The organism is Sphingomonas sp. R86521 (assembly GCF_042466235.1).
Classification (GTDB): Bacteria; Pseudomonadota; Alphaproteobacteria; order Sphingomonadales; family Sphingomonadaceae; genus Sphingomonas.
In genome coordinates, this window is the sequence record NZ_JAXHBY010000001.1 from 627364 (window position 1) to 653259 (window position 25896).

23 protein-coding genes are annotated in these 25896 nt (G+C 67.6%); 9 read left to right on the forward strand and 14 right to left on the reverse strand.

The annotated features are described in order from the left end of the window. Nucleotides 1–8: 8 nt before the first annotated feature. On the reverse strand, nt 9–671 hold the full coding sequence (locus SJY20_RS03060; protein WP_380785132.1) for a response regulator: 663 nt from the start codon (nt 669–671) through the stop codon (nt 9–11). A 112-nt stretch (nt 672–783) separates the two neighbouring features. Between SJY20_RS03060 and SJY20_RS03065 the strand changes: the two genes are divergently transcribed. Both SJY20_RS03065 and SJY20_RS03070 read left to right on the forward strand, forming a co-directional pair. Continuing rightward, a complete protein-coding gene (locus tag SJY20_RS03065) occupies nt 784–1392 on the forward strand; it encodes a hypothetical protein (protein WP_380785133.1) in 609 nt (202 codons plus the stop codon). A gap of 450 nt (nt 1393–1842) precedes the next feature. Beyond that, the gene (locus tag SJY20_RS03070) at nt 1843–3345 is read left to right on the forward strand and encodes an MFS transporter (protein ID WP_380785134.1); all 1503 of its coding nucleotides are present in this window, start codon (nt 1843–1845) and stop codon (nt 3343–3345) included. Here the strand turns inward: SJY20_RS03070 and zwf are convergent. From zwf to SJY20_RS03100, 6 genes are all read right to left on the reverse strand, one after another. After that, nucleotides 3342–4844 (reverse strand): glucose-6-phosphate dehydrogenase, encoded by a 1503-nt coding sequence (gene zwf / locus SJY20_RS03075; RefSeq protein WP_380785135.1) that lies wholly within the window; start codon nt 4842–4844, stop codon nt 3342–3344. The two genes, SJY20_RS03070 and zwf, sit on opposite strands and share 4 nt — an antisense overlap. Nucleotides 4845–4878: 34 nt before the next feature. Continuing rightward, entirely contained in the window at nt 4879–5883 is a 1005-nt protein-coding gene (locus tag SJY20_RS03080) for a phosphatase PAP2 family protein (protein ID WP_380785136.1), read from the reverse strand. 190 nt (nt 5884–6073) lie between these two features. Continuing rightward, nucleotides 6074–6346: a CsbD family protein gene (locus tag SJY20_RS03085; protein ID WP_380785137.1), complete on the reverse strand. Its 273-nt coding sequence runs from the start codon at nt 6344–6346 to the stop codon at nt 6074–6076. A gap of 63 nt (nt 6347–6409) precedes the next feature. Then, nucleotides 6410–7225 (reverse strand): transglutaminase family protein, encoded by an 816-nt coding sequence (locus SJY20_RS03090; protein ID WP_380785138.1) that lies wholly within the window; start codon nt 7223–7225, stop codon nt 6410–6412. Between the two features lie 62 nt (nt 7226–7287). Further along, complete coding sequence (locus tag SJY20_RS03095) at nt 7288–8925, reverse strand: Na+/H+ antiporter (RefSeq protein ID WP_380788536.1); 1638 nt, start codon at nt 8923–8925, stop codon at nt 7288–7290. 346 nt (nt 8926–9271) lie between these two features. Beyond that, nucleotides 9272–10480 carry an LL-diaminopimelate aminotransferase gene (locus SJY20_RS03100; protein WP_380785139.1) on the reverse strand — a complete coding sequence of 403 codons (1209 nt, stop codon included), beginning with the start codon at nt 10478–10480 and terminating at the stop codon, nt 9272–9274. 152 nt (nt 10481–10632) lie between these two features. Here SJY20_RS03100 and SJY20_RS03105 point away from each other — a divergent pair, with 152 nt between their 5' ends. The 3 genes from SJY20_RS03105 to murA all read left to right on the forward strand — a co-directional run bounded on the left by SJY20_RS03105 (nt 10633) and on the right by murA (nt 14147). After that, complete coding sequence (locus tag SJY20_RS03105) at nt 10633–12309, forward strand: PHA/PHB synthase family protein (RefSeq protein WP_380785140.1); 1677 nt, start codon at nt 10633–10635, stop codon at nt 12307–12309. A 132-nt stretch (nt 12310–12441) separates the two neighbouring features. Further along, nucleotides 12442–12786: an ATP-dependent Clp protease adapter ClpS gene (gene clpS / locus SJY20_RS03110; RefSeq protein ID WP_380788538.1), complete on the forward strand. Its 345-nt coding sequence runs from the start codon at nt 12442–12444 to the stop codon at nt 12784–12786. A 77-nt stretch (nt 12787–12863) separates the two neighbouring features. After that, nucleotides 12864–14147 (forward strand): UDP-N-acetylglucosamine 1-carboxyvinyltransferase, encoded by a 1284-nt coding sequence (murA, locus tag SJY20_RS03115; protein WP_380785142.1) that lies wholly within the window; start codon nt 12864–12866, stop codon nt 14145–14147. 22 nt (nt 14148–14169) lie between these two features. Here the strand turns inward: murA and SJY20_RS03120 are convergent, their stop codons facing one another. Continuing rightward, the gene (locus SJY20_RS03120) at nt 14170–14319 is read right to left on the reverse strand and encodes a hypothetical protein (RefSeq protein WP_380785143.1); all 150 of its coding nucleotides are present in this window, start codon (nt 14317–14319) and stop codon (nt 14170–14172) included. A 244-nt stretch (nt 14320–14563) separates the two neighbouring features. On the opposite strand from SJY20_RS03120, the gene SJY20_RS03125 reads away from it, so the two are divergent. Then, nucleotides 14564–15262, forward strand: a complete 699-nt coding sequence (locus SJY20_RS03125; RefSeq protein ID WP_380785144.1) for a PAS domain S-box protein — start codon at nt 14564–14566, stop codon at nt 15260–15262. A 3-nt stretch (nt 15263–15265) separates the two neighbouring features. On the opposite strand, the gene SJY20_RS03130 is transcribed toward SJY20_RS03125, so the two are convergent. The 6 genes from SJY20_RS03130 to lgt form a co-directional block, all read right to left on the reverse strand. Next, nucleotides 15266–15781, reverse strand: coding sequence for a phosphoribosyltransferase (locus SJY20_RS03130; RefSeq protein WP_380785145.1), 516 nt, complete (start codon nt 15779–15781; stop codon nt 15266–15268). Nucleotides 15782–15927: 146 nt separating this feature from the next. Next, a complete protein-coding gene (locus SJY20_RS03135; protein WP_380785146.1) occupies nt 15928–17250 on the reverse strand; it encodes a cystathionine gamma-synthase family protein in 1323 nt (440 codons plus the stop codon). Nucleotides 17251–17429: 179 nt separating this feature from the next. Then, nucleotides 17430–18191, reverse strand: coding sequence for a peptidoglycan editing factor PgeF (gene pgeF, locus SJY20_RS03140; protein ID WP_380785147.1), 762 nt, complete (start codon nt 18189–18191; stop codon nt 17430–17432). Continuing rightward, on the reverse strand, nt 18188–18703 hold the full coding sequence (locus tag SJY20_RS03145) for a GNAT family N-acetyltransferase (protein ID WP_380785148.1): 516 nt from the start codon (nt 18701–18703) through the stop codon (nt 18188–18190). Before SJY20_RS03145 ends, pgeF begins: the two co-directional genes overlap by 4 nt. Next, nucleotides 18700–19764, reverse strand: a complete 1065-nt coding sequence (locus tag SJY20_RS03150; RefSeq protein ID WP_380785149.1) for a class I SAM-dependent methyltransferase — start codon at nt 19762–19764, stop codon at nt 18700–18702. Before SJY20_RS03150 ends, SJY20_RS03145 begins: the two co-directional genes overlap by 4 nt. Before the next feature lie 132 nt (nt 19765–19896). Then, complete coding sequence (gene lgt / locus SJY20_RS03155; protein WP_380785150.1) at nt 19897–20802, reverse strand: prolipoprotein diacylglyceryl transferase; 906 nt, start codon at nt 20800–20802, stop codon at nt 19897–19899. 66 nt (nt 20803–20868) lie between these two features. Between lgt and SJY20_RS03160 the strand changes: the two genes are divergently transcribed. From SJY20_RS03160 to hemH, 3 genes are all read left to right on the forward strand, one after another. After that, nucleotides 20869–22563, forward strand: a complete 1695-nt coding sequence (locus SJY20_RS03160) for a class I adenylate-forming enzyme family protein (protein ID WP_380785151.1) — start codon at nt 20869–20871, stop codon at nt 22561–22563. Between the two features lie 135 nt (nt 22564–22698). Further along, the gene (locus SJY20_RS03165) at nt 22699–24882 is read left to right on the forward strand and encodes a molybdopterin cofactor-binding domain-containing protein (RefSeq protein ID WP_380785152.1); all 2184 of its coding nucleotides are present in this window, start codon (nt 22699–22701) and stop codon (nt 24880–24882) included. Next, a complete protein-coding gene (gene hemH / locus SJY20_RS03170) occupies nt 24879–25886 on the forward strand; it encodes a ferrochelatase (protein ID WP_380785153.1) in 1008 nt (335 codons plus the stop codon). The genes SJY20_RS03165 and hemH overlap by 4 nt, the downstream gene beginning before the upstream one ends. Nucleotides 25887–25896: the final 10 nt, after the last annotated feature.

Here is a 25896-nt window from a genome sequence, read left to right on the forward strand (position 1 = left end):
GAGCAGTCTCACGTGCCAGCCGTCAGTCGATAGCCGCGGCCGCGCACCGTCTCGATCAGGGTGGCGCCGATTTTCCGGCGCAACCGCCCGATGATCACCTCGACCGAATTGGAATCGACGTCGGCGTCGCCCTCATAGACGCGCTCGATCAGGTCGGTGCGTTCGACCACGACTTCGCGGCGCAGCATCAGCGTCGACAGCACGCGCCATTCGAACGCGGTGAGTTTCAGCGGCAGGCCGTCGAGCTCGAACGTGCCGAGCTGCGCGTCGAACACCAGCGGGCCGCAGGTCACCAGCGCGGCGGCGTGACCGGCGGCGCGACGGACCAGCGCACGCAGCCGCATGATGACCTCTTCGACGCGGAACGGCTTGACCAGATAATCGTCCGCGCCGGCCTTGAAGCCTGCGACCTTTTCCGACCAGCCGTCGCGCGCGGTCAGGATCAGCACCGGCAGGTCGCGGCCCGCCGCACGCCAGTCGCGCAGCACCGACAGCCCGTCGCGCAGCGGGAGCCCGAGGTCGAGCACGGCGGCATCATAGAGTTCGGTCGCGCCCAGATGGCCGCCATCCTCGCCGTTGACGGCGACATCGACCGCGAAATTCTCCGCGCGCAGCGCTCGCGCGATGCCCGCCGCCAGCGTCTCATCATCCTCGACCAGCAATACCCGCATCGCGTCTTCCTAATTGCGCTAGCCAAACCGAATCTGAACGGCGCGGTTCAGCGCGGGGGTGGGGGTGCCACGCTAGAGACAGCGCATCGCAACACCAAATGGAGACGTTCCCATGCCGAATATCCTGTCCCGCCAACGCCCCGTGATCCTTGCCGCAGCCCTTGGCCTGCTGGTCGTCGGCGGCGGCGCCGGTGCGCTTGCGGTCGAGGCCACCCGCCCCAGCGTGACGATGGCGCCGGCAACACCGGTCGCGATCCGCACGCTGACGAACGACCGCGACGCCATCGTCACGGTCCGCGGCCGCGTCGCCGAAATCTATGGCAACAAGTTCGTGATGGCCGACGGCAGCGGCCGTGCGCTGGTCGACACCGGTCGTGAAGGCGAGGACGGCACGCTGGTCCGGATCGGCCAGCCGGTGACCGTGCAGGGCCATTTCGACGACGGATCGGTCCATGCCGCGTTCCTGGTCGGCGCCGATGGCAAGGTGAAGGCGCTTGGCCCGCTCGGTCGCCCGCCGCATGACCGGGGCGGGCCGGACGGTCCCGGCCGGCCGGGTGGTCCAGGTGGTCCCGATCGCGGTCCGGATCGTGGTCCAGGTGCTGGCCCTGATCGTGCCCCGCCGCCGCCGCCCGCAGGTGCGGCACCGGTCGGGGCGACTGCGCCTGCGACTGCGCCGGTGCCCGTTCAGGCTGCTGGCAACGCGACCGCGCCGGCGGCGTAACTTCTGGCTTGCGGAGGCTTGGCGCTCAGTAGCCAAGCCTCCCGGTCCACCCCGGCGAAGGCCGGGGCCCAATTGGGAAGGTCGATGTAACGGAGGATAGCCCTTCGTTGGCGATATCTCCCAATTGGGCCCCGGCCTTCGCCGGGGTGGTGTCGTTCATGAGGTGTCGCCCTTGCCGCATACCGCTCCCGCGCGGGGGTCCAGGAGTCACGATCGCGGCGCTGCTTGAACCTGGGCTCCTGCTTTCGCAGGAGAACGGTAGGGCGCGAAGGCGGGGGACGGGAGTGTGTCGGGTGGTAGGGATTGTCCTGATCGTCCAATCCCCAATCCGGACTTGCAGGCTAATCTTGCGCGACTACCTAGGACAGCAATGACGTCCTACCGGTATCGCATCAACCAGGCGCGCGTGTTCGTGCCGCCTGACACCGCCTCGCGTGCTGGGACTGGAGCGTGAGGTTCGGGCGGCGCGGGCTTGCTTCGATCTACTCCGAAATCCGCGACGGCATCCTGCCTGCCGCGAACCGGATCTCCTCGGTACCGCGCGCCACTGCGACGCTGGCGACGCCGCGCAGCTACCGCGTCACCGCGCTGATCATCGCCTGCGCGCTGTTCATGGAGCAGATGGACGCGACCGTGCTCGCCACCGCGCTGCCGACGATGGCGCGCGATTTCGGCGTGCCCGCGACCAGCATGAGTTCGGCGCTGACATCGTACCTGCTGGCGCTCGCGATCTTCATCCCGGCCAGCGGCGTGCTTGCGGACAAGTTCGGTTCGCGCGCGATCTTTCGTGCGGCGATCCTGATCTTCGTCGGCGGGTCGCTGCTGTGCGGGCAGGCGACCAGCCTGCCGTTCATGATGGCGGCGCGGTTCGTCCAGGGGCTGGGCGGGGCGATGATGATCCCGATCGGGCGGCTGGTGCTGCTGCGCAGCGTCGCCAAGGAGGACATGGTTTCGGCGATGTCGTGGCTGATCATGCCTGCGCTGATCGGGCCGATCATGGGCCCGCCGGTGGGGGGCCTGATCGTCACCTATCTGGACTGGCGCTGGATCTTCTGGCTCAACCTGCCGATCGGTCTGCTCGGCGTGGTGCTGGTGACGCGCTATATCGGCGAGGTTCGCGGCGAGCGGCCGGTGCGGTTCGACGTCCCGGGCTTCGTGCTGTCCGGCGTCTCGCTCGGCTGCCTGTTGTTCGGGTTCGAGATGACCAGCCGGTCGGGCGAGTTCGTCCACGCCCTGGTCCTGATCGCGATCGGGCTGGTCTCGGGCATCGCTTATATCGCGCATGCCAGGCGGCGGAGCGATCCGATCCTCGACCTTTCGCTGCTGCGCTACACGTCGTTCCGGCTGTCGCTGATCGGAGGATCGCTGACCCGCATCACGCAGGGGGCGCAGCCGTTCCTGTTGCCGATGATGCTGCAACTGGGGTTCGGGATGACCGCCGCGGCCAGCGGCGCGATCACCGTCGCGGGCGCGATCGGGTCGCTGGCGATGAAGGGCCTCGCGCCGCGGATCCTGCGGCGGTTCGGGTTTCGTCGCAGCCTGATCGTCGGGGGTCTCGGCGGCAGCCTGGGCTATGCGATCTGCGGCGCGTTCCGCCCCGACTGGCCGATCCCGCTGCTATTCGCGGTGCTGATGAGCGCGGGGTTCTTCATGTCGTTCCAGTTCTCGGCGTACAACACGATCGCCTATGACGAGATTCCGAAGGCGCGGATGAGCGGCGCGACCAGCTTCTACGCGACCTTCCAGCAGCTGATGCTGTCGCTCGGCATCTGCGTGGGGGCGGCGGCGTTGCATGTCGGGATGCTCGGCACGGGGCGGACGCGACCCGAACTCGCCGACTTCACGGTGGCGTTCCTGGTCGTCACCGCGGTGTCGGCGGCGGCGACGATCTGGAACATGCGCTTTGCCGCCGATGCCGGTTCGGAGATGAGCGGCCACCGCGCCCGCGGCTAGGGTTCGGAATGGCCCGCGATGGCCAGCTTGTGCCAGCTGTGCCCGTCGCGTTCGAGCAAGGCGTCGGCCGCTGCCGGACCCAGGCTGCCCGCGACATAGGGATCGGGCGTGCCCTCGGCGGCCCACAGGTCGAGGAACGGCTGCACCGCGGCCCACCCGGCCTCGATCGCGTCGGCGCGCTGGAACAGCGTCTGGTCGCCCATGAACATGTCGTAGATCAGCGATTCATACCCGGTCAGGTGACCGATATCGAAGCGGTCGGCATAGCGGAAATCGAGCGCGATCGGCACGGTGTCGACCTCCAGCCCCGGACGCTTGATCAGCAGGTCCATGCTGAGGCCCTCGTCGGGCTGGATCTGGATGATCAGCCGGTTGGGCGGCAGGCGCTCGGCATTGGCGCGGTGGAACGACGCGAACGGGACCGGCTTGAAGGTGATGACGATCTCGGTATCGCGGCACGTCATCGCCTTGCCCGTGCGCAGGTAGAACGGCACGCCCGCCCAGCGCCAGGTGTCGACCATCAACTTCAACGCGGCGAACGTCTCGGTGCGGGTGTCGGGCGCGATGTCGGGCGATTCGGTGTAACCGGGGACGACGCGATCGCCGATCTGGCCTGCGGTATAGACCCCGCGGACGCCGTTGCGTTTGGCCTTGGCGGGGGACCAGGCGCGAACCGCCTTCAGCACCTTGCCCTTTTCGTTGCGGATCGCTTCGGCATCGAAGCTCGCGGGTGGTTCCATCGCCACCATCGCCAGCAGCTGGAAGAGGTGGTTGGGGACCATATCGCGCAACGCGCCGGTCGAATCGTAGAATTTGCCGCGGGTGCCGACATCGACGGTCTCGGCGGCGGTGATCTGGACATGCGCGATGCAGTCGGCGTTCCAGACCCGTTCGATCATCATGTTCGCAAAGCGCGCGGTCATGATGTTCTGGACGGTTTCCTTGCCGAGGAAATGGTCGAGCCGATAGATTTGCGGCTCGCCGATGCGGGCCAGGATGCGCTGGTTGAGTGCCTGCGCGGATGTGAGGTCGTGGCCGAACGGCTTTTCGATCGCGATCCGGCGGAATGCGGTGGGCGTCTCGGTGGTCAGACCGTGCTCGGCGAGCTTGTCGACGATGTCGCCGAAGAACCGTGGCGGCACCGCGAGGTAGAAGGCGGCGTTGCCGGTCAGCCGTGCCTTCAGCGCGTCGTAGACCGCGTCCTGCGTGAAGTCGCCTTCGAGATAATGGACCCGGTCCCGCAGGCGCGTCCACGCCGCATCCTTTTCGGCCGCGCCCTCGCCACCGGTCTCCGGCTTGAAGTCGTCGAGCGCCTGCCTGAGCGTGGCGTCGTCGCCCGGGTCGATGCCTACGCCGAGCACCTGCAGGCCATCGCCGACCAGCCCCAGTCGCGTCATGTTGACCAGCGCCGGGACCAGCAGCCTGCGCGTCAGGTCCCCCATCGCGCCGAAGATGACGAGCGTCGCGGGGGGTGCCGGCGGCACGTGCGGTTTGCTCATGCGGGCGAGCGGCGGCGTGATGAATGCAGGGTCATCACGGAAAAACCGGGGGGGTGGCGCAAGGTTCCCGATCGCGTCCCAGCGCCGCGGCGGCCCGGTCGACGACCGCGATCGCGACCAGCGAAACGGCGGCGCCCAGCAGGATGTCGGTGAGGTAATGCGTGCCCTCGACCGGCGTCGCCACCAGCATCGCGGCGTTGACCGACAGCAGCGGCCAGCGCAACCGCGGAATCCGCCACGCCGTGACGATATACAGCGTTGCCGCCGCGGCGTGGAAGCTGGGCGCGGAGACGATGCCGCGCAACGTTCCGAGGTCGACGACGTGCACGACGTGCGTGCGCAGCATCGGGATCAACCCCGGCTGCCACAGTTCGCTTTCGGGCATATAGACGATCGACTGGTGCCAGAGATACGAGAACGGCCCGACCGCTGGCATGATGCTGTAGAGCAGCAGCGTCGCGACCGCGGCCACCCAGAACGCCGCCATGAAGCGGTAGGCGGACGCGCGCTGGCCGGTCGCGGCGAACCAGCCGAACAGGATAACCGGCGTGAAATAGATGCTGCGATAGGCGGCGAGGCCGAGTTGCTGGAGCACCGGCGATGCTGCGACGGCGCGGTACCAGGTCAGCCAGTCGAACCCCAGTGCAACGTCGATCCGCTGCAGGTCCGCGTCGTGATAGCCGTGGGTCAGCGCCGCGACCGGGTAACTGGCGACCGCACCCATCAGCGACGCCAGCGTGAACAGCGCGCAATATTCCGCAAAGTCGCCGACCGCACGGGCGTGGCGCCACGACGATCGGGTCAGGCCGAACCGCAGCATCAGCGCGATCAGGCCGACAAGATAATAGGGGGCGTTGCTGCGCGCCAACGGATCGAGGGTCAGTTCGGCGCTTCGCATCAGCAGCGCGAGCACAGCGGCGCTGAAGACGGCAGTAGCGATCGCGGCGCGACCGGTCGAGCGGCGTTGCGGCGTATCGATAGAGGCGGAAACTGGCGGCGCCGCGGGGACGATTGAATCGAGAATTGTCGCCCGTGTCATGGTTCGCCTTAGACAAAGACGGACCTTTGATGCGATCGGATGAAGCGGATATGAATGAAACAGGCGCGCGCCGCCCGGCCGATCGGGCGACCGGCGCGTGCATCGCTGCATCGGCAACGCCTGTTCCGCCGCTTTCGCGGGGGAACAGGGTCGTCAGGAGCTCGTCGGCCGCGTGCGGCCGACGAGTATCTTACTTGCCGCGGAGCGTGTTCAGAACCGCAAGGCCGATCACGCCGACCAGTGCGGCGGTCGCGTACGGACGGGTCTTAGCGAAGGTCGTCGCCTTGTCGGTCAGCGGGCCGACCGCGTCGCGCGCTGCGCCGACCGCCTTGGTGGCGTTGCCGGTGATCTGATCGACGACGCCTTCGCCCTGGAGCGAGCGGTTGCCGGTCACGTCGCCGACGGTTTCCTTGATCTGGCCACCGATGTTCTGGCCGTCGCCCTTCAGAGTCGTGCTGTTCATGGTCGTTCCTTTCGAATTGCTACGCGGGCGTAACGGACGAACGACGATATGGTGCCGACGGCCTTACAGCGGGACGCGATTTTCGTCGGTGTAGACGTCGAACCGGGTCAGCACGACAGGCCCGAACGTGTTGGTCAGCGCGGCATCGGTGGCGTCCCGGCCACGCGCCATCAGGATACGGCCGGCACGCGGGTAATTGTGGCGCGCGTCGAACGTGTACCACGTGCCGTCCAGATAGGCGTCGAACCACGCCGAGAAGTCCATCTCTCCGACAACCGCCGGCAGGTCCATGTCGCCCATGTATCCGGTGCAGTAGCGCGCCGGGATGTTCATGCAGCGGCACAGCGTGATCGCGAGATGCGCGAAGTCGCGGCACACGCCCTGGCGCTCTTCGTGCGCGTCCCACGCGGTCTTGGTCGGGCGCGCGGTCTGATAGTCGAAGCGGATGCGTTCGTGGGCGTAGGCGACGATCGCCTGGACCATCTCCCAGCCCGGCGCGTAGCTGCCGAAAAGCGCCCAGGCGGCGTCGGACAGCCGGTCGGTCTCGCAATAGCGGCTGCCGAGCAGGTACAGCATGACGTCGTCGGGCAGCGCCTCGACCGGGGTGGCGCGCGCGGCCGGGTTGACGGCGTCGGGCGTGAACGGATCCTCGATCACGAAGCCGCACGAGATGGTGATGCCGCCCGCCGGGATGGTGAGGCGCGTGCAGACGTTGCCGAACGAATCGACGTAATCATAGATCGGCACGTCGGGGGTGGTCATGATCCGCTGCGCCGTGCGCAGATCCTTGTTGCGCGACGAATGAATGCTGAGATTGGCGAGCATCGGCACCGCCTGGGTCGTCTCGAACGCGATATCATAGCCGGCGCGGATCAGCATCGTGTGCCTTTCTCTGAAGAGGGAAAGGCTTTAGACCCGAAACGGACGGTCTCGCCAAGCCGTCAGACGCGGTAGCGCGCCTCGGCCAGGTCGATCTCGCGGATGAGTTTCTTGGCGGTCTCGCTGCCGACCTCGCGGTCGCGGGCAATCCGGAAGATTTCGTCGCGTTCCGCGTTGAGCGCCGCAAGCCGCAGGTCGCGTTCGATGCGGCCATCACGGCGGGCCTGCGCTGCCGCCTCTCCGCGCTTGGTACGGCGTTCGATGCGCTCGCGGTAGGTGTCCATGATTCGGGTGCCGGCGCTGGCATAGACATCGGCGTCGCCGCGGCCGTCGGCCAGCGCGTGCTGGACGCGCTCGACGGCGCAGATCGCGGCCTTGGCCGCGGCGACGCGGGCGCGGTCTTCGGCGACCTGTTGGGAGGGTTCGCTGGGCATCGTCAGTCCGCGCAGCAGCAGTGGCAGCGCGATGCTCGCCGCGAGCAGCGAGACGATGATGACGCCCGCCGCCAGGAAGATCGCAAGGTCGCGAGCGGGGAACGGGGTGCCGTCGTTCATCGTCAGCGGCAGCGTCAGCACGCCGGCCAGCGTGATCGCGCCGCGCACGCCCGCGAACGACATCGCCGCGAGCAGCCGCTTGGCGATCTTCCGTGGCGGCGTGCCGTCGTTGCGGCGGCGGAACAGCGTCAGCCGGAACGAGGCCCACACCCACAGGAAGCGCAAGAGCGCCAGGGCTAGGGTGATCGCGATCACGTAAACGCCCAGCCACCAGGGTTCGACATGGCCGGACAGGCGGACGGTCTCGCCGGCGTTCGCGATGATGTCGGGCAATTGCTCGCCGAGCAGCACGAAGATGATGCCGTTGGCGGCGAACTGGATGGTGTCCCACACCGAATTGCGCCGCATCCGCGTGGTCGCAAGTGCCTGGCGCGAGATTTCGGCGAAGCTCATCGTCACGCCAGCGGCCACCGCGGCGAGAATCCCCGAGCAGTGGAGATGCTCGGCGAGCAGGTACGAGCCGAACGGGATCAGCAGGCTGATCAGGATCTGCGACCCGGTCTCCTCGCCGAAGCGGTTCGACACCCAGGCTTTCGCGCGGGTGACCGCGAGCGTGACCGCGACGCCGACCGCGATCCCGCCCGCTGCGACCCACAGGAAGTTCAGCGCGGCTTCGGACGGCGAGAAGGTGCCGGTGAGTGCGGCAGCGATCGCAAAGCGCAGGCAGACCAGACCCGACGCGTCGTTGAGCAGCGATTCGCCTTCGAGAATGTGCATCATCCGCCGCGGGATCGAGACGCGCGACGCGATCGCCGACACCGCGATCGGATCGGTCGGCGACACCACGGCGGCAAGCGCGAACGCGACCGCCAGCGGCATCGCCGGGATCATCCAGTGAATGAAGAAGCCGACCCCGACGACCGTCAGCAGCACCAGCCCGAGCGCGAGCTCGGCGACGGTCGAGATGTCCTTGAGCAGTTCGTCCTTGGGAATGCGCCAGCCATCGAGGAACAGCAGCGGCGGCAGGAACAGCAGCAGGAACAGCTCGGGGTCGAGCTCGACCTTCAGATGAACGCCGAGACCGATGACTGCACCGAGCGCGATCTGCACCAGCGGCGCGGGGACGGCGACGGGCAGCATGCGCGCGATGGCGGCGCTGACGACGACGGCGAGCAGCAGGACGAGGACGATCGAGACGGTTTCCAGGATGCTGCTCCGGTTGTGGGGGACGGTTGCTCCTAACCGGGTATGGGCTGTTGGGGCAAATCGGGCGTCGTGACCTTGTCTGTCAAACGCGCGCGCCTCCCGTCATGCCAGCGAAGGCTGGCATCTTCCCGCGGCGGTTGCATCGCTCAGCCACGGGAGACCCCAGCCTTCGCTGGGGTGACGGATCTTGGTTGGACGTCGCTCCCCTTCCGTCATGCCGGGCTCGTCCCGGCATCCAGAGTTATCGGCGACGACGCCTGAAACCCTGGATCCCGGGACGAGCCCGGGATGACGGACGGAATGGAGTCCGGTTAGCGTCCTCCACCGGGACGACGGAGTTGGGCTGTCAGCCCGCGCCTTGTGCGGGGATGTTGACGCCCATGCTTTGCAGATAGCGCTTCACGTTGCGCGCCGCCTGACGCAGCCGCTGTTCGTTCTCGACCATTGCGATGCGGACATAGCCTTCGCCGTTCTCGCCGTACCCGACGCCGGGCGCGACCGCGACCTTCGCGTGCTGGAGCAGCTGCTTGGAGAATTCGAGGCTGCCGAGATGCGCGAGCGCGGGGGGCAGCGGCGCCCAGGCGAACATCGACGCGCGGGGGGACGGGATGTCCCAGCCGGCGCGGCCGAAGCTGTCGACCAGCACGTCGCGGCGCTTGTGATACAGTTCGCGGTTGCGGGCGACGATGTCCTGCGGACCGTTGAGCGCGGCGCAGGCGGCGGCCTGGATCGGCGTGAACGCACCGTAATCGAGATAGGATTTCACCCGGCTCATCGCCGCGATCAGCGTGGTGTTGCCGACCGCGAAACCGATCCGCCAGCCCGCCATCGAATAGGTCTTGCTGAGCGAGGTGAACTCGATCGCGACGTCCTTGGCGCCCGGCACCTGCAGAATCGAGGGTGTCGGATTGCCGTCGTAATAGAGCTCCGAATAGGCGAGGTCGGAGATGATCCAGACCTTGTTGTCCTTCGCCCACGCGACCAGGCGTTCGTAGAAGGCGAGGTCGACCGCCTCCGCGGTCGGGTTGGACGGATAGTTGACGACCAGGATCGACGGGCGCGGCACGGTGAACGCCATCGCGCGCTCGAGACTCTCGAAATACGCCTCGTCAGGCGTGGTCGGCACCGCGCGGATGGTCGCGCCGGCGATGATGAAGCCGAAGGTGTGGATCGGGTAGGACGGGTTGGGCGCGAGCACGACGTCGCCCGGCGCGGTGATCGCGGTGGCCAGGCTGGCGAGGCCCTCCTTCGACCCCATCGTCACGACGACCTCGGTCTCGGGATCGATGTCGACGCCGAAGCGGCGGCCGTAATAATTCGCCTGGGCTTTCCGCAAGCCGGGAATGCCCTTCGACTGCGAATAGCCGTGCGCGTCGGGTTTCTGCGCGACCTCGACCAGTTTTTCGATGACGTGCGGCGGGGGCGGCAGATCGGGGTTGCCCATGCCGAGGTCGATGATGTCCTCGCCGCTCGCCCGCGCCGCCGCCCGCATCGCGTTGACTTCGGCGATGATGTAGGGCGGCAGGCGTTTGATGCGGTAGAAGTCTTCGGACATGGCGGGCCTCGTTGTTCGCGGCCGGTGTACCGCACGTGCGGCGCCGGTGGAACCGGTGATCCGCGAGATTGCGTCGGTCGTGGATCGCGACGCCTTCGCCGATTGGGGAAATCCGGCCAGCGCGCTATGGTCGTCGCAACGAAGAGGACGCGATGGCCGATACGCCCAGCTTGCCGGATCTGCAGCATTGGACGTGGGTGCTGGGCCGCGCGCAGCAGATCATGATGGAACAGGGGCAGGCGCTGCTCCACGCCAGACCCGACGCGCTGGCGGTTGCTCCCGGCGCTATCGACCTCTGGGCGGAGAGCATGACGCTGTGGCAGCGTGTCCTCGATCCCGAATACGACGCCGAGGTCCGGCCGAATGCCGACAAGCGGTTCAATGGCGCGGAATGGCGCGAGCCGGTGTTCGAGGTGATCCGGCAGAGTTACGAGATGATCGGCGAGCACCTGCTGCGCGGCGTCGACGCGGTGGAGGGCGTGTCGGACAAGCAACGCGCGCAGCTGCGGTTCGCGACCCGCGGTGTCCTCGACGCGATGAGCCCGACCAACTTTCCGCTGACCAACCCGCAGGTGATCGAGAAGACGATCGAGACCGGTGGCGCGAACCTGCTGAAAGGGCTGGAAGCGATGCTCGCGGATCTGGCGCGCGGGCAGCTGACCCATACTCCGCAGGGCGCGTTCGCGGTCGGTCGCACCCTGGCGACGGCGCCGGGCAAGGTCGTCAAACGCACGCCGCTCTACGAACTGATCCACTATGCGCCGACCACGGAGTCGGTGCTCGCCACCCCGCTCGTGATCTTTCCGCCTTGGATAAACCGCTTCTACATCCTCGATCTTACGCCTGAGAAGAGCTTCGTGCGCTGGGTGGTGGCGCAGGGGGTGAGCGTGTTCATGGTGTCGTGGAAGTCCGCGGACGCGAGCATGAAGGACGTGACCTGGGACGATTACGTCGCGGCGCAGCTGGACGCGATCGACACCGTGCGCGCGCTGCTCGACATGCCGTCGGTGCACACGATCGGCTATTGCGTGGCGGGTACGACGCTGGCCGCGACGCTGGCGTTGCGCGCGGCGCGAGGGCAGGCGGATACGGTCGCGAGCGCCACCTTCCTGACCGCGCAGGTCGACTTCTCCGCGGCGGGCGACCTGCAGCATTTCGTCGACGACGACCAGCTGGCGATGCTGGCGCAGCTGTCGCCGGAGGGTTTCCTGGACGGACGCTACATGGCGACGACGTTCAACCTGCTGCGCGGGCGCGACCTGATCTGGAACTACGTCACGCAGAAGTATCTGCTGGGACAGGATCCGGTGCCGTTCGACCTGCTGCACTGGAACGGCGACACCACCAACCTGCCGGCGAAATGGCATCTGCGCTATCTCACCGACCTGTACCGCGACAACCTGCTGGTCCAGCCGGGGGGGATCCGGATCGACGGGACGCCGATCGACCTGACGAATGTGACGACGCCCAGCTATGTCCAGGCGGGGCGCGAGGATCACATCGCGCCGGCCGAAAGCGTGTGGAAACTGACCCAGGCGTTCGCCGGGCCGATGAAGTTCGTGCTGGCCGGGTCGGGGCATATCGCCGGGGTCGTCAATCCGCCGGCGTCGGGCAGATATCAATATTGGACGAACCCGGCCTCGGCCGAGACGTTTGCGGACTTCGTCGCGGGTGCGGTCGAGACCGAGGGGAGCTGGTGGCCGGACTGGATCGACTGGGTCCGGGCGATCGACGCCGACACGGTTACGGCGACCGGCGCGCGGCAGCCGGGAGAGGGCGCGCTGCCCGCACTTGGCGACGCACCGGGGCTGTACGTCTTGGCGCGCTGACCATTCCGGATCGCCGCGCGCGGTAGCGATACGACGGCCTTATGCCGGCATGCGCGCTTTTGCGTAGCGGCCCCTTGCCCTTGCCCCCCGGCATGCCATATTTTGTCATCAATGCTGACGACACCCCCACAGATGGCCGAGCGGCGCGACGACGATGGCGCCGATGGCGGCAACGATCGCGGTACCGGCGCAGGCGTCGCGACCAAGACTCGCACGCGGACAAAGCAGCCGACGCCCTACCGCGTGCTGATGCTCAACGACGACTACACCCCGATGGAGTTCGTCGTGCTGTGCCTGCAGCGCTTCTTCCGCATGGATATGGAAGCCGCGACCCGGGTGATGCTTCACGTCCACCAGAAGGGCGTCGGGGTGTGTGGCACGTTCAGCTATGAAGTGGCGGAAACCAAGGTCAGCCAGGTGATGGATTTCGCCCGGCAGAACCAGCATCCGCTGCAATGCACGCTGGAAAAGGCCTGAGCGCATCCCTTGAACGATCGGACGCGGTGACGCAGCACTGGTCTTGCGCGAATTGTGGACGCGCGTAGATACCCCCGATGGATCGCATTCTCATTCGTGGCGGCAACCGCCTGTCCGGGCGCCTGCCCATTTCCGGCGCGAAGAACGCTGCACTGACGCTGATGCCGTGCGCGCTGCTGACCGACGAGCCGCTGACGCTGCGCAACCTGCCGCGGCTGGCCGATGTCGACGGCTTCGGCCACCTGCTCAACCAGCTCGGCGCGTCGACCAGCATCGAGGGCACGAACCCGCAGGAGTTCGGCCGCGTGATGACGATCCGCGCCGGCAAGCTGACCTCGACCGAAGCGCCGTACGACATCGTGCGAAAGATGCGCGCGTCGATCCTGGTGCTGGGGCCGTTGCTCGGGCGGGGCGGCGAGGCGACGGTATCGCTGCCCGGCGGCTGCGCGATCGGTAATCGCCCGATCGACCTGCACCTGCGCGCGCTGGAGGCGATCGGCGCCGAGCTGGAGATGGCGGCGGGTTATGTGAAGGCGATCGCGCCCGGCGGCCGCCTAGCTGGCGGGCGTTACCGCTTCCCGATCGTGTCGGTCGGCGCGACCGAGAACGTCGTGATGGCCGCAGTGCTCGCCAAGGGCACCAGCGTGATCGAGAACGCGGCGCGCGAGCCCGAGATCGTCGACCTGTGCAACTGCTTGGTCGCGATGGGTGCGTCGATCGACGGGATCGGTACCGAGACGCTGACGATCGAGGGCCGCGACAAGCTGCACGGCGCGACCTATGCGGTGATGCCCGACCGCATCGAAGCGGGCAGCTATGCGTGTGCCGCGGCGATCACCGGCGGGTCGCTCGACCTGATCGGCGTGACGTCGGAGACGATGGGTGCGACGTTCGACGCGCTGGTCGAGGCCGGCGTGTCGATCACGCCGATCAAGGACGGCGTGCGGGTCGAGGCAGGCGACACGTTGAAGCCGCTGACGCTGTCGACCGCGCCGTACCCTGGCTTCGCGACCGACATGCAGGCACAGTTCATGGCGATGCTGTGCAAGGCGGACGGCGCCAGCATGCTGACCGAGACGATCTTCGAGAACCGCTACATGCACGTGCCCGAGCTGGCGCGGATGGGGGCGGATATCCAGGTGCGGGGCCGGACCGCGGTGGTGCGCGGTGTCGACAAGCTGGTCGGTGCCCCGGTGATGGCGACCGACCTGCGCGCATCGATGAGCCTGATCCTGGCAGGGTTGGCGGCGGACGGCGAGACGTCGGTCGGTCGGGTCTATCACTTAGACCGCGGCTATGAGCGGCTCGAAGAGAAGTTGAGCGCGGTCGGCGCGGATATCGAGCGCGCCAGCGACGGCTGATCTCCTGGCGGCTGAATAGTGCTCAGCCGCCCAGGCCCGATGCGCTGCCCGGTGGGCGACCGTCGGCGATACGCGTCTCCAGCGTCGTGATTGCCATCGAAATTATGGCCGCGACATGATGTTCTTCGCACGCGTCCAGCGATGTCAGCACAGGGACCAACTGGTCGCGCATGGCGCAAAGCCGTTTGTGTCGTTCGGGCATGGGTATCGAATACTCCAGCGCCTGGGTGAGCCGATAATATAGCCCCTTTTTTTGTCGACTGCCAACGATTCAATTGGAACCGCAAGACTATCCGGTTGGTATTTACGCCATCCAAAGTCCCGCCACACGAAACCTATATGTTCATCGACGCGTTCAAATCTGTATCAATATAGTACGAGTGTCGTGATCGGCTGGTAGCAGGGAATTGAGCGGTATGCCGAACGCAGGACATGTGCTGATCGGGACGGACGGCAAGCTGCTCGATGTCGATGCCGCGTTCTGCGACATAATGCGGTGCGATCCCGATGGAGTTCGGGGGCGGTCCGTGATGGACCTGACCGCACCGGCCGATCGACAGGAATGCGCGAAGGCCATCGAGACCCTGCTCGAGACGCAGCGGCCGTTTGCGATCGTCAAGCGCTTGATCCGCTGTGATGGATCACTGGTCTGGGTCCGCAATTCGGTTTCGATCACGATGGATGGCAGCCGCGCGGCGATGGTGGTCGGCACGATCGAACCGGTCGCGGAACAGGATGCCGTTGGCAACCCTGCGATCCTGCTCGACGTGGCGCGGCTGCTGATCAGGGGGCGCCGAGACCGCGAACTGGTGTGCGACCGCTCGCTGTTCTCCGACCCCGGCTGGGATGCGGTGCTGGCCGCCTATGTCGCCGAAGCCGAAGGTCGCGCGGTCAATATTGTGACGCTGGCGACCAGACTGGGCCATGCGCCGGCGACCATCGACCGCTGGGTCCGGGCGCTGATACAGCATAACGTCCTAGAACTCGAATATCGCAATCCGCGTGCCGAGGCGCCCAAGGCGTTCCGGCTGACGACCGAGACACACCGCAAACTCGAGAGCTATCTCGGCAATATCCGCCCGCGGTACCGCGAGCTGGCTATGCACGACGACTGACGGTCAGGCGATGCGGTCGGGTACCGCGGCGGCGTCGAGTTCGATCGCGGCAGCCGGGGCGACGGCTTCCCACGGGAAGATGAACCAATCCTTGGTCACGGTACGATCTATCCGGCGCGCGCTGTAGTCGATGCGTTCGGCCGAGCTGATATTGTCGATCAGCATCGCGAACCGCACCGACCCGTCGACCGCACCGGCGTCGACGAGGGCGCGGCGGAGATGGGTGATCGTGCGGCCCGAATCGTTGATGTCGTCGAGGAACAGCAGGCGTTCGCCGGCGATGGTCCGTTCGGCCAGCTTGACCAGTGGCGCGTCGGCGAAGTCCTTGACCTGGCTCGAATAGTCGACCGACAGGGTCGGTAGCCCGGTCGCGTGGCTGAGGAATACCGCGGGAACGAGACCGCCGCGGCCGACGCCGATTATGAAATCGGGCTTCCAGGTGTCAGCGGTGAGTTGCGCCGCTAGCGTGTGGACGGCGGCGACGAACTCGCCCTGGGGGATCGGGGTAAAGATCGGCATAGGGCGGAAGCTACCGGTTTGGGTTGTTTACAGCCAGCCTCAGGATCTCGTCATCCTGGGCTCGACCCAGGATCCAGGGTTTCAGGCGTAGCGCCTGAAACCCTGGATCCTGACTTTCGTCAGGATGACGAAGACGGGCAGGACGATCAGATCGCGTCGAGCGCCTGGGTGAAGTCGGCGATCAGGTCGTCGGGGTCCTCGACGCCGATCGAGATCCGCACCAGGCTGTCGGTGATACCGAGCGCCTGTTTGCGGGCGTCGGGGACCGAGAGATGCGTCATCGATGCCGGATGGCTGGCGAGCGTCTCGGTGCCGCCGAGGCTGACCGCGAGTTTGGCGATCTTGAGCGCGTCGAGGAATGCGAAGCTTTCTGCCTCGCCGCCCTTCAGGAACAGCGAGAAGGTCGACCCGGCGCCGATGCAGTGGCGGCGATAGATGTCGGCCTGGCGCTCCATGCCCGGCTCGTCGGCGAGGAAGCCGAGATAGCCGACCCGCTCGACCTTGGGATGGCCGCGCAGGAAGCCGCAGACCTTGACCGCATTCTCGCCGGCACGGTTCATCCGCAGTTCGAGCGTCTCCAAGCTGCGCAGCAGCATCCAAGCGGTGTTGGGATCGGTGATCGTGCCGATGGTGTTGCGCATCGACCGGATCGTGTTGATGTGCGCCTTCGACCCCAGCACGCCGCCCGCGACCAGATCGCTGTGGCCGCCGGCATATTTGGTCAGCGAATAGACCACGATGTCGGCGCCGTGCTTGAGCGGCTGGAGCCAGATCGGGCCGAGGAAGGTGTTGTCGATCGCGATCGGCGGCTTGTTCTCACCGAAGATCGCGTCGCGGCTGGCGGCGACCGCCTGGATGTCGACCAGCGCGTTGGTCGGGTTGGCCGGGCTTTCGAGATAGATCAGCGCGACCTCGCCCTTGGCGGCCTCGGTCATCACCGCGTCGATTTCCTCGCGGGTGGCGCCCGCCGGGAAGTCGAGCCACTTGACCCCGAACTTGCCGAGCACGCGGCCGATCAGCGTTTCGGTCGCCGCATAGAGCGGGCCCGAATGGACGATGGTGTCGCCGGGCTTGACCATCGCGAGGAACAGCGTCGCGATCGCCGACATGCCCGACGAGAAGGCGAGCGCGTCCTCGGCCTCTTCCCAGACGCCGAGGCGATCCTCGAGAATCTCCTGGTTGGGGCCGTTGAAGCGCGAATAGACCAGGCCTTCGGCGCCGCCCGGACGCTTGCCGGTGACGCCCTCGAAATGGCGCTTGCCGGCTGCGGCGTTGGGGAAGACGAAGGTCGAGGTGAGGAAGATCGGCGGCTTCAGCGAGCCTTCGGACAGTGCGGGGTCGTAGCCGTGGCCCATCATCAGCGTCGACGGCTTCAGTTTCCGGCCGTTGATCTCGCCGACCTGTGGCTTGGGGGCGACGCGGGCTGGAACGCCGGTGAGGTCGGCTTCGGTTTCCGTGGGTTCAGTCATATCATGCTCCTAGTGCTGCCAATCCGAACGACCGGACGGCGCGGAAAGTCCCAAAAGTCACACCCGACGCGGTGTTTCCCCGTTTGGCCGGGGGCGTCTGGTCGGGCGCGACGGTTGCAACTCGCCATGCCGATGACAGGATCACAGAACCGGCGTGTAGGACAGGCCGAAGATCGGGATTACAGCCCGATGATGCTGATCTGGCGACCGTATGCAGCCTCGCCGCGGTGAGTCGCGCGGCGGAAGCTGAAGAAGCGGTCCTCGTCGGCATAGGTGTCGAGCCCCAGCGCCTCGATCCGGCCGATCCCCGCGGTGGCGAGGCGCGCGACGACATAGGATTCGAGGTCGAACTGGTGATGGTCCGCCTTGCCGTCGGCGAAGAAGCGTTCGTTGGCCGGATCGTCCTCGCAGAAGCGGCGCAGGAAGCCGGAATCGACCTCGTAGCTGGCCCGCGCGATGCAGGGCCCGACCGCGGCGACGATGCGCGAGCGGTCCGCGCCGATCGCCTCCATCGCGAGGATCGTCGCATCGGTGACGCCGCCGAGCGCACCCTTCCAGCCGGCATGCGCGGCGCCGACGATGCCGGCCGCGACGTCGGCGAACAGTACCGGTGCGCAATCCGCGGTGAGGATGCCGAGCGCCAGACCGGGCAGGTTGGTCACGAGCGCGTCGGCGCGCGGGCGGACGCCGTCCTCGAGCGGCGCGAGGATGGTCACGGCCTCGGCCGAATGGATTTGATAGACCGTCTGGAGCGGCGCGCCCGGCAGCACCGCTTCGGCAGCGAGCACGCGGTTGCGGGTCACCGCGGCGATATCGTCGCCCGAGCCGATGCCGACGTTGAGGCCGGCGTAGATCCCGCTCGACAGGCCGCCGCGGCGTCCGAGAAAGCCGTGCGCGACACCGTCCAGTGCGCGGGCGCGGATCACCTCAATCTGGTTCACAGCATCAACCTCATGACTTCGTCGCGGTCGATCTGCGATCCGGTGTGGAACGCATAGTAGCCGACATGGACGAACCCATAGCGCTCATAGAAGCGCCGCGCTCTGGCATTCTCTTCCCACACGGTGAGGAACAACGCGGGTGCGCCGCGCTGGCGTGCGGTGGCGATGGTCCAGTCCATCAGCGCCTGCGCGATGCCGTGGCCGTGGCGGTCGGCGACGACGTAGAGCTGGCTGAGCTGGAGCGCGCCCCGTTGGTTGGCGGCTTCGACCAGCCAGGGCTGGGTGAGCTTGGCGTAGCCGACGATGCGGTCGGCTTCGACAGCGAGGCGGAAGTGGATCGCGGGGTCGACGAGGTCGCGGAGCAGCGCGCCGTCGGGGCCGTACGCCTTTGCGACATAGGCGGTGATGTCGGCGGCGGGGGCGGAATGGCCGAAGGTGGCGATCCAGATTTCGCGCGCCATCGCATCGAGCGCGGGGCCGTCGGCGGGGGTCGCGTCGCGATAGGTGATCATGTACCCGCTCCCGCAAATGCCGCCGGGTTGGGCCAGGCTGGCGCGGTGATCGCGAGGGCTTTGAACAGCGTGCCCATGTCGTCCATCAGCCGTTGGCGGTCGGCCATCAGCTGATCGGCGCGATCGGGCGCGGCGCGGGCGAGGCTGGTGGTCCGCGAATCGATGCCGAGCCCGCCGAGCAGGTCGCGCTGCGTTACAGGACCCCAAGCGACCGCATCCTGTGCCTGCGCGGCGGCGGCGAGCGTGGTGAAGTCGACATGCGCGGTCAGATCATGCTCGCCGGGTGCCTCGAACGGGTTGGCGAAGGCGTGGCCGCGAACCGCCTGCAGGGTGTCGCCGAGCGCGGGACCTTCATGGCCGTAATCGATCGCGAGCAGCGCGCCCCCCTGGGCGACGATGCGGTCGGCGAGTGCGCGGACGATGGCGACCGCGGCGGGCGACGTTTCGAGGACCGAGCCGGCGGGCGCATCGCGCAACGGTTCGGGGATCACGGTGTCGGGCAGCGCCTTGCCCGCGATCGGCAGGAACAGCGTGTCCTGCGCGGCGACGAGGCGTTCGTGCCACTGGCCGCGCTTGACCAGCTGGCGGATCGGCAGCGCGTCGAAGAATTCGTTGGCGACGACGACCAGCGGGCGGTCGGCAGGGAGCGTGTCGATGGTGTCGTGGAAGGTCGCGCCGGGGACGGCACGCTCTTGTGCCGCGCGAAGGACCGGGCTGGTCTCGACGAAGTGGATCGCGGGGACGAGGCCGGCCTTGGCCATCGCACGCGCTGCGTCGGCGGCGAGCGTGCCGCGGCCGGGGCCGAGCTCGACCCAGGCGATCTCGGGGCGGCCGGCGCGGTCCCAGAGGTCTGCGCACCACAGGCCGACGAGTTCACCGAACATCTGGCTGATCTCGGGCGCGGTGACGAAGTCGCCGGCGGTGCCGAGGGGGTCGCGGGTGGCGTAATAGTGCGCGTTGGCCGCCGCCATGTACTGCGCGATCGAGATCGGGCCGGCTAGCGCGATCGCGCGGGCGAGGCGTGCTGGGAGGGCGGGTTCGGTGGGGAGAGAGTCGTTCATAAGAGTACCTCCCCGGCGAAGGCCGGGGTCCAATTGGAAAGGTCGCTGTAACGAAGCGCAACGCACATCAGGATGGACGTTCCAATTGGGCCCCGGCCTTCGCCGGGGTGGAATTGGTAATGTCGTCGCGTGTCAGGCTACGCTCTGCGAGCCGGCGATCGGTTCGACCCTTACCCGGCGGCCGGCGGCGGTGAGGATCAGGTACAGGCCGCCGAGAATCATCGGCACGCAGAGCCACTGGCCCATGTGCAGGCCGGTGCGCTCGGCGAAGGCGCGCAGCTGCGAATCGGGTTCGCGGAAGAATTCGACGGTGAAGCGCGCGAGGCCGTAGCCGAGCACGAACAGCCCGACGAGCTTGCCCGGGTCGTAGCGCGCTTTGGTCTTCCAGAACGCGAACCAGAGCAGCGCGAACAATGCGATACCCTCGAGCCCGGCTTCGTAGAGCTGGCTCGGATGGCGCGCTGGCTCGATGAGGCCGAACGCGACGGTGCGTTCGAACACGATGCCCCAGGCGACGTCGGTCGGCTTGCCCCAGAGCTCGCCGTTGACGAAGTTGGCGAGCCGCCCGAAGAACAGTCCGAAGGGCACGCAGCACGCGATATAATCGTGGACCCGCAACCAGTTGAGCTGATGTTTTCGCGCGAACAGGATGAGCCCGAGCGAGGTGCCGATGACCCCACCGTGGAACGACATGCCGCCATCCCACAGCCGCAGGATTCGCAAGGGATGCAGGAACATTTCGGGCGCGTAGAACACGACATAGCCGATCCGCCCACCGAGGATGATGCCGAGCGTCGCGTAGAAGACGAGGTCGTCGGCATGGCGGCGGGCCATCGGCGCACCCGGCTGGGCCAGCAGCTTCAGCAGATACCACCAGCCGACCAGGATCCCCGCGATATACGCGATCGAATACCAGCGCAGCGTGAAGAAGCCGAGCGTGAACACCTCCGGCCGTAGCGGAAGGTCCGCGAAATGGATGTGCGTATCGGCGGTGCCGGCAGCGGCGGTGGCGGCCGCCGCGAGGATGGTTGGTATCAAAGGCTTTTCCCCAAGGGTTCGCATCTGCATAAAGGCGGCCAACGATAAGACCAAGCGGAGAGCGATATGCGGACCGAACTGGACCAGGCGATGGATGCGACCATGGCCGCACTGACGGCGGTCGAAGGACAGCTGGCACTGGGGTCTATCGAACGGTTCGGAACGACGTTGCCGACGATCGCGACCGCACCGCCGGCCTTGCCCTATTATTTCGCGCATTATGCGAACCAGCACGGCGACCTGGTCTTCCTGGTCTCGGGCGACGAGCGGCTGACGTTCGCGCAGGTCCATGCCGCCGCCGGACGCGTGGCGCGGGCGCTGGTCGGCGCGCACGGGGTGCGGACGGGCGAGCGGATCGGGATCGCGATGCGCAACTCGCCGTCGTGGATCATCCTCTACATGGGCATCGTGATGGCCGGCGGGATCGCGACCTTGCTCAACGGCTGGTGGCAGACCGAGGAGCTGGAGGCGGCGATCGCGGAGGTCGATTGCCGGCTGGTGTTCGCGGATCCGCCGAGGGTGAAGCGGCTGGCGGGGATCCCCGCGCTGGCCGCCGAGGTGGTCGCGATCGACGACCAGGCGCGGATCGAGGTCGCGCTGGCGGCGCTGTTCGCGGCGGACGACGATGGTGTCGAGCTGCCTATCATCGGCCCCGACGATGCCGCGACGATCCTGTTCACGAGCGGGTCGACCGGGCTGTCCAAGGGCGCGCTGTCGGATCATCGCGGGGTGATGCAGGGGGTGTACAACTACCTGGCGCAGACGCTGATGATGCTCGGGATCGCGACCGCGCAGGGGACCGCGCCGACCGGGCAGCCATCGACTCTGCTGACGATCCCGCTGTTCCACGTCACCGCCGAGATCACCGTGCTGCTGCAGAGCATCGCGATGGGCCGGAAGGTCGTGATGATGGCGAAATGGGATGCACGCGAGGCGATGCGGCTGATCGAGGCGGAGAAGATCAGCTATTTCGTCGGCGTGCCGCTGATGAGCTTCGAGATCCTGACGCACCCGGATCGCGGCGATTACGACCTGTCGAGCGTCACCGACTTCGCGTGCGGCGGTGCGCCGCGGCCGGTCGATCATGTCCGCCGGATCGAGGCGGAGATGGGGGGAAGCGCGCCGCTGATCGGGTATGGGCTGACCGAGACCAACGCGACCGGCACCGGCAACTGGCGCAGCAACTATACCGCGAAGCCCAATTCGGCGGGGCGGGCGTCGGCACCGCTGATCGACCTCGCGATCCTCGACGACGATGGCCGCCCAATGCCGCAGGGCGAGCGCGGCGAGGTCGGGATCCGGTCGATCGCCAATTTCCGCGAATATTGGAACCGGCCCGAGGCCACCGCAGCGGCGTTCACCGCCGACGGCTATTTCCTGACCGGCGACGTCGGGTATCTGGACGAGGACCGCTATCTGTTCATCGTCGACCGCAAGAAGGACATCATCATCCGCGGTGGCGAAAACATCAGCTGCCAGGAGGTCGAGGCGGTGCTGTACGAGCATCCCGCGGTTGCCGAGGCGGCGGTGTTCGGGCTGGCGGACGAGAAGTTCGGCGAGGTGCCCGGCGCTGTGGTGTTCCTGCGCCCCGGCATTTCCGTGGAAGAGGGCGGGCTGGGCGCGTTCCTGGCGGAGCATATCGCGGCGTTCAAGGTGCCGCAGCGGATCTGGATCGCCGACGCGCCGCTGCCGCGGCTGGGGACCGAGAAGATCGACAAGGTTTCGCTGAGGGCGGCGTACCGCGCGCTGGCGAAGGTGTAACCTGCCGCCGTCATCCTGACGAACGTCAGGACCCAGGGTTACGAGCGCCGCGCCCTGTTACCCTGGGTCCCGGCTTTCGCCGGGATGACGGATGGGGGGATTTCCTCACCCGGTCGCCAAGGATAGAGCCACCTCATGGCGAACGGGATCAACAGGCGCAGGATTCTGGTCGGCGGTGGCGCGGGCATCGGGCTGATCGTCGCGTGGGGCCTGTGGCCGCGCAGCTATGCGCCGAACCTCGTCGCGAATCCGGGCGAGGCGCTGTTCGGTGCGTGGCTGAAGATCGGTAGCGATGGCCATGTCACCGTCGCGGTGCCGCAGGCCGAGCATGGCCAGGGCGTCTATACCGCGCTGGCGCAGATCGTCGCCGACGAGCTGGGCGCGGACTGGCGGACGGTGGGCGTCGAGCCGGCGCCGCTGAACCCGCTCTATGCCAACCCGATCGGCGTCGGCGACCTGTTCGAGGGACTGTTCGCGGCGCTGCCGGTGGACGCGCCGATGCTGACCGGGGGATCCAGTTCGATCCGGATGTTCGAGACCGCGTGTCGCGCGGCAGGCGCGGCGGCGCGCGCGTTGCTGTGCATGGCGGCGGCGAAGCGCTGGGACGTCGACTGGACGCAGACCAGGGTCGAGGCGGGGTTCGTCGTGCACGGCGCGAAACGCCTGCGCTTTGCCGAACTGGCCGAGGATGCGGCGAAGGGAACGGTTCCCGATCCGCTGCCGCTCGGGATGCAGGGCGCGGGCAAGCTGACGGGCACGTCGGTGCCGCGGATCGACGTGCCGGCGAAGGTCGATGGGTCGGCGAACTTCGCCGGCGATGTGCGGCTGGCCGACATGGTGCACGCCGCGATCCGGCAGGGACCCGCGGGCAGCCGGCTCGCGAAAGTCGATCGGGCCGCGGCGGATCGCATCGACGGCGTGCTTTCGGTGGTCGAGAACCCGCATTGGGTCGCGGCGGTCGCGACCACCTGGTGGGCGGCGCAGCAGGCGCTGGATGCGCTGGCGCCGCGGTTCGAAGGCGGGCGGGCGGTCGACAGCGCGTCGATCGACGCCGCGTTGACCGCGGCACTGGCAGCGCCGGGCGCGTCGATGGCGAAGGTCGGCGACGTCGAGACGGTGTTCAAGGGCGCACCGCTGGTCACTGCCGAGTACCGGGCTGGCCTTGGCCTCCATGCCGCGATCGAGACGCCGAGCGCGACGGCGGCGTACCGCGACGGGCGGCTCGAACTCTGGCTGGCGACGCAGGCGCCGGGGCTCGCGCAGGTCGCGGCGGCGCGGGCCGCGGGGCTGTCGGACAGCGCGGTGACGGTGCATCCCATGCTGATCGGCGGATCGTTCGGCGGCGCGCTGGAGCACGGCGTCGCCGAGCAGGCGGCGGTGCTGGCGGTGAAGCTGAAGCGGCCCGTCAGCCTGACCTGGTCGCGGGGCGAGGCTACCCTGCACGATCGGTATCGCCCGGCCGCCGCGGCGCGGATGGCGGCGCGCGTGGCGCCGAACGGCGCGATCCTGGGATGGCGCGCGAAGATCGCCGCGCCCGCGACCGGTGCCGAACTGGCCCGGCGGTTGATGCCCGGCGTCGCGACCGAAGCCGCGATCCGCGTCGCGACGGGGGATCGCTATGCCGTCGCGGGGGCGATGCCGCCGTACCGGATCCCGGCGCTCGCGATCGACTATCACAACGCCGATATCGGGGTGGCAACGGGGCATGTCCGCAGCGGCGCGCATGGCTACACCGCGTTCTTCACCGAATGCTTCCTCGACGAACTGGTCAAGCTCGCGCATTCGGAGCCGATGTCGTTCCGGATCGGCATGCTCGGCGGCAACCCGCGGCTCGCGCGCTGCCTGTCGACCGCGGCGGCGCTGGGTGGCTGGGACGGCGGCGTGCCGGGCAGCGGGCAGGGGATCGCCGCCCACGCCTTTCGCCGCAGCTATATCGCGGTGCTGGCCGAGGCACACATGGGCGACGACCGGCGTCCGGTGGTCGAACGGCTGGTCGCCGCGGTCGATTGCGGCGCGCAGATCAACCCCGACCTGGTCCGCCAGCAGATCGAGGCCGGTCTGATATTCGGGATGGGGAATGCGCTGGGCGCGGCGACCGGGTTCACGCGGGGGCTGGCCGACGTGCGCGGGTTCGACGCGATGACGATCCCGCGACTGGCCGATACGCCCGACATCACCGTCGAGATGATTCGCAGCGACGAGGCGCCGGGCGGGGTCGGCGAACTCGGCGTCCCCGCGGTCGCGCCGGCGATCGCCAACGCGCTTCATTCGGCGACGGGCTATCGCATCCGCAATTTGCCCCTAAATACGATTTCATGATCCTGCCCCCCGACCATCCGTCGATACCCAAGCCCCGGATCGGCGTGCTGCTGATGAATCTCGGCACCCCCGACGGCCCCGATGCGAAGTCGGTGAAACGCTATCTCGGCGAGTTTCTGTCCGACCGGCGCGTCGTCGAACTGCCGGCGATCGCGTGGCAGCCGATCCTGCGCGGCATCATCCTCAACACCCGGCCGAAAAAGTCCGCGCATGCCTACGGCCTGGTGTGGCGCGAGGACGGATCGCCGCTGGCCGCGATCACGCGGTTGCAGGCCGCCGCGCTGAAGGATTCCTTCGGGCCGGGCGTGCTGGTCGATTGGGCAATGCGGTACGGCAATCCGGATATCGCCGGGCGGTTGCAGGCGATGAAGGATGCCGGCTGCGAGCGCATCCTGCTGGCGCCACTGTATCCGCAATATTGTGCGGCGACGACCGCGACCGCCAACGACAAGGCGTTCGGGCATCTGGCAGGGCTGCGCTGGCAGCCGGCGATCCGCACGCTGCCGCCCTATTACGACGACCCGGCGTATATCGATGCGCTGAAACAGTCGCTGGAGGCCGGGCTGGCGGCGCTCGATTTTGTCCCCGATGCGATCGTCGCGAGCTTTCACGGGATGCCGAAGCGGACGCTGCAACTCGGCGATCCGTATCATTGCCATTGCCGCAAGACCGCGCGGTTGCTGGGCGAAGCGATGGGCCGGGAACTGACGGTCGCGTTCCAGTCGCGGTTCGGGCCGGCGAAATGGCTGGGGCCGGCGACCGACGATACGCTGGTCGCACTGGCGCAGGCCGGCAAGAAGAAGGTCGCGATCTTCGCGCCGGGTTTCTCGGCGGATTGCCTGGAGACGCTGGAGGAATTGTCGATCCGCGGGCGCGAGAGCTTCGAGGAGGCCGGCGGCACCGACTTTGCCTATCTGCCGTGCCTGAACGACAGCGCGGTCGGCATCGCGATGCTGCAGACGCTGTTAGCGCGGGAGCTTGAAGGATGGGTGGCGCGCGGTTAGCGGTCGTCGA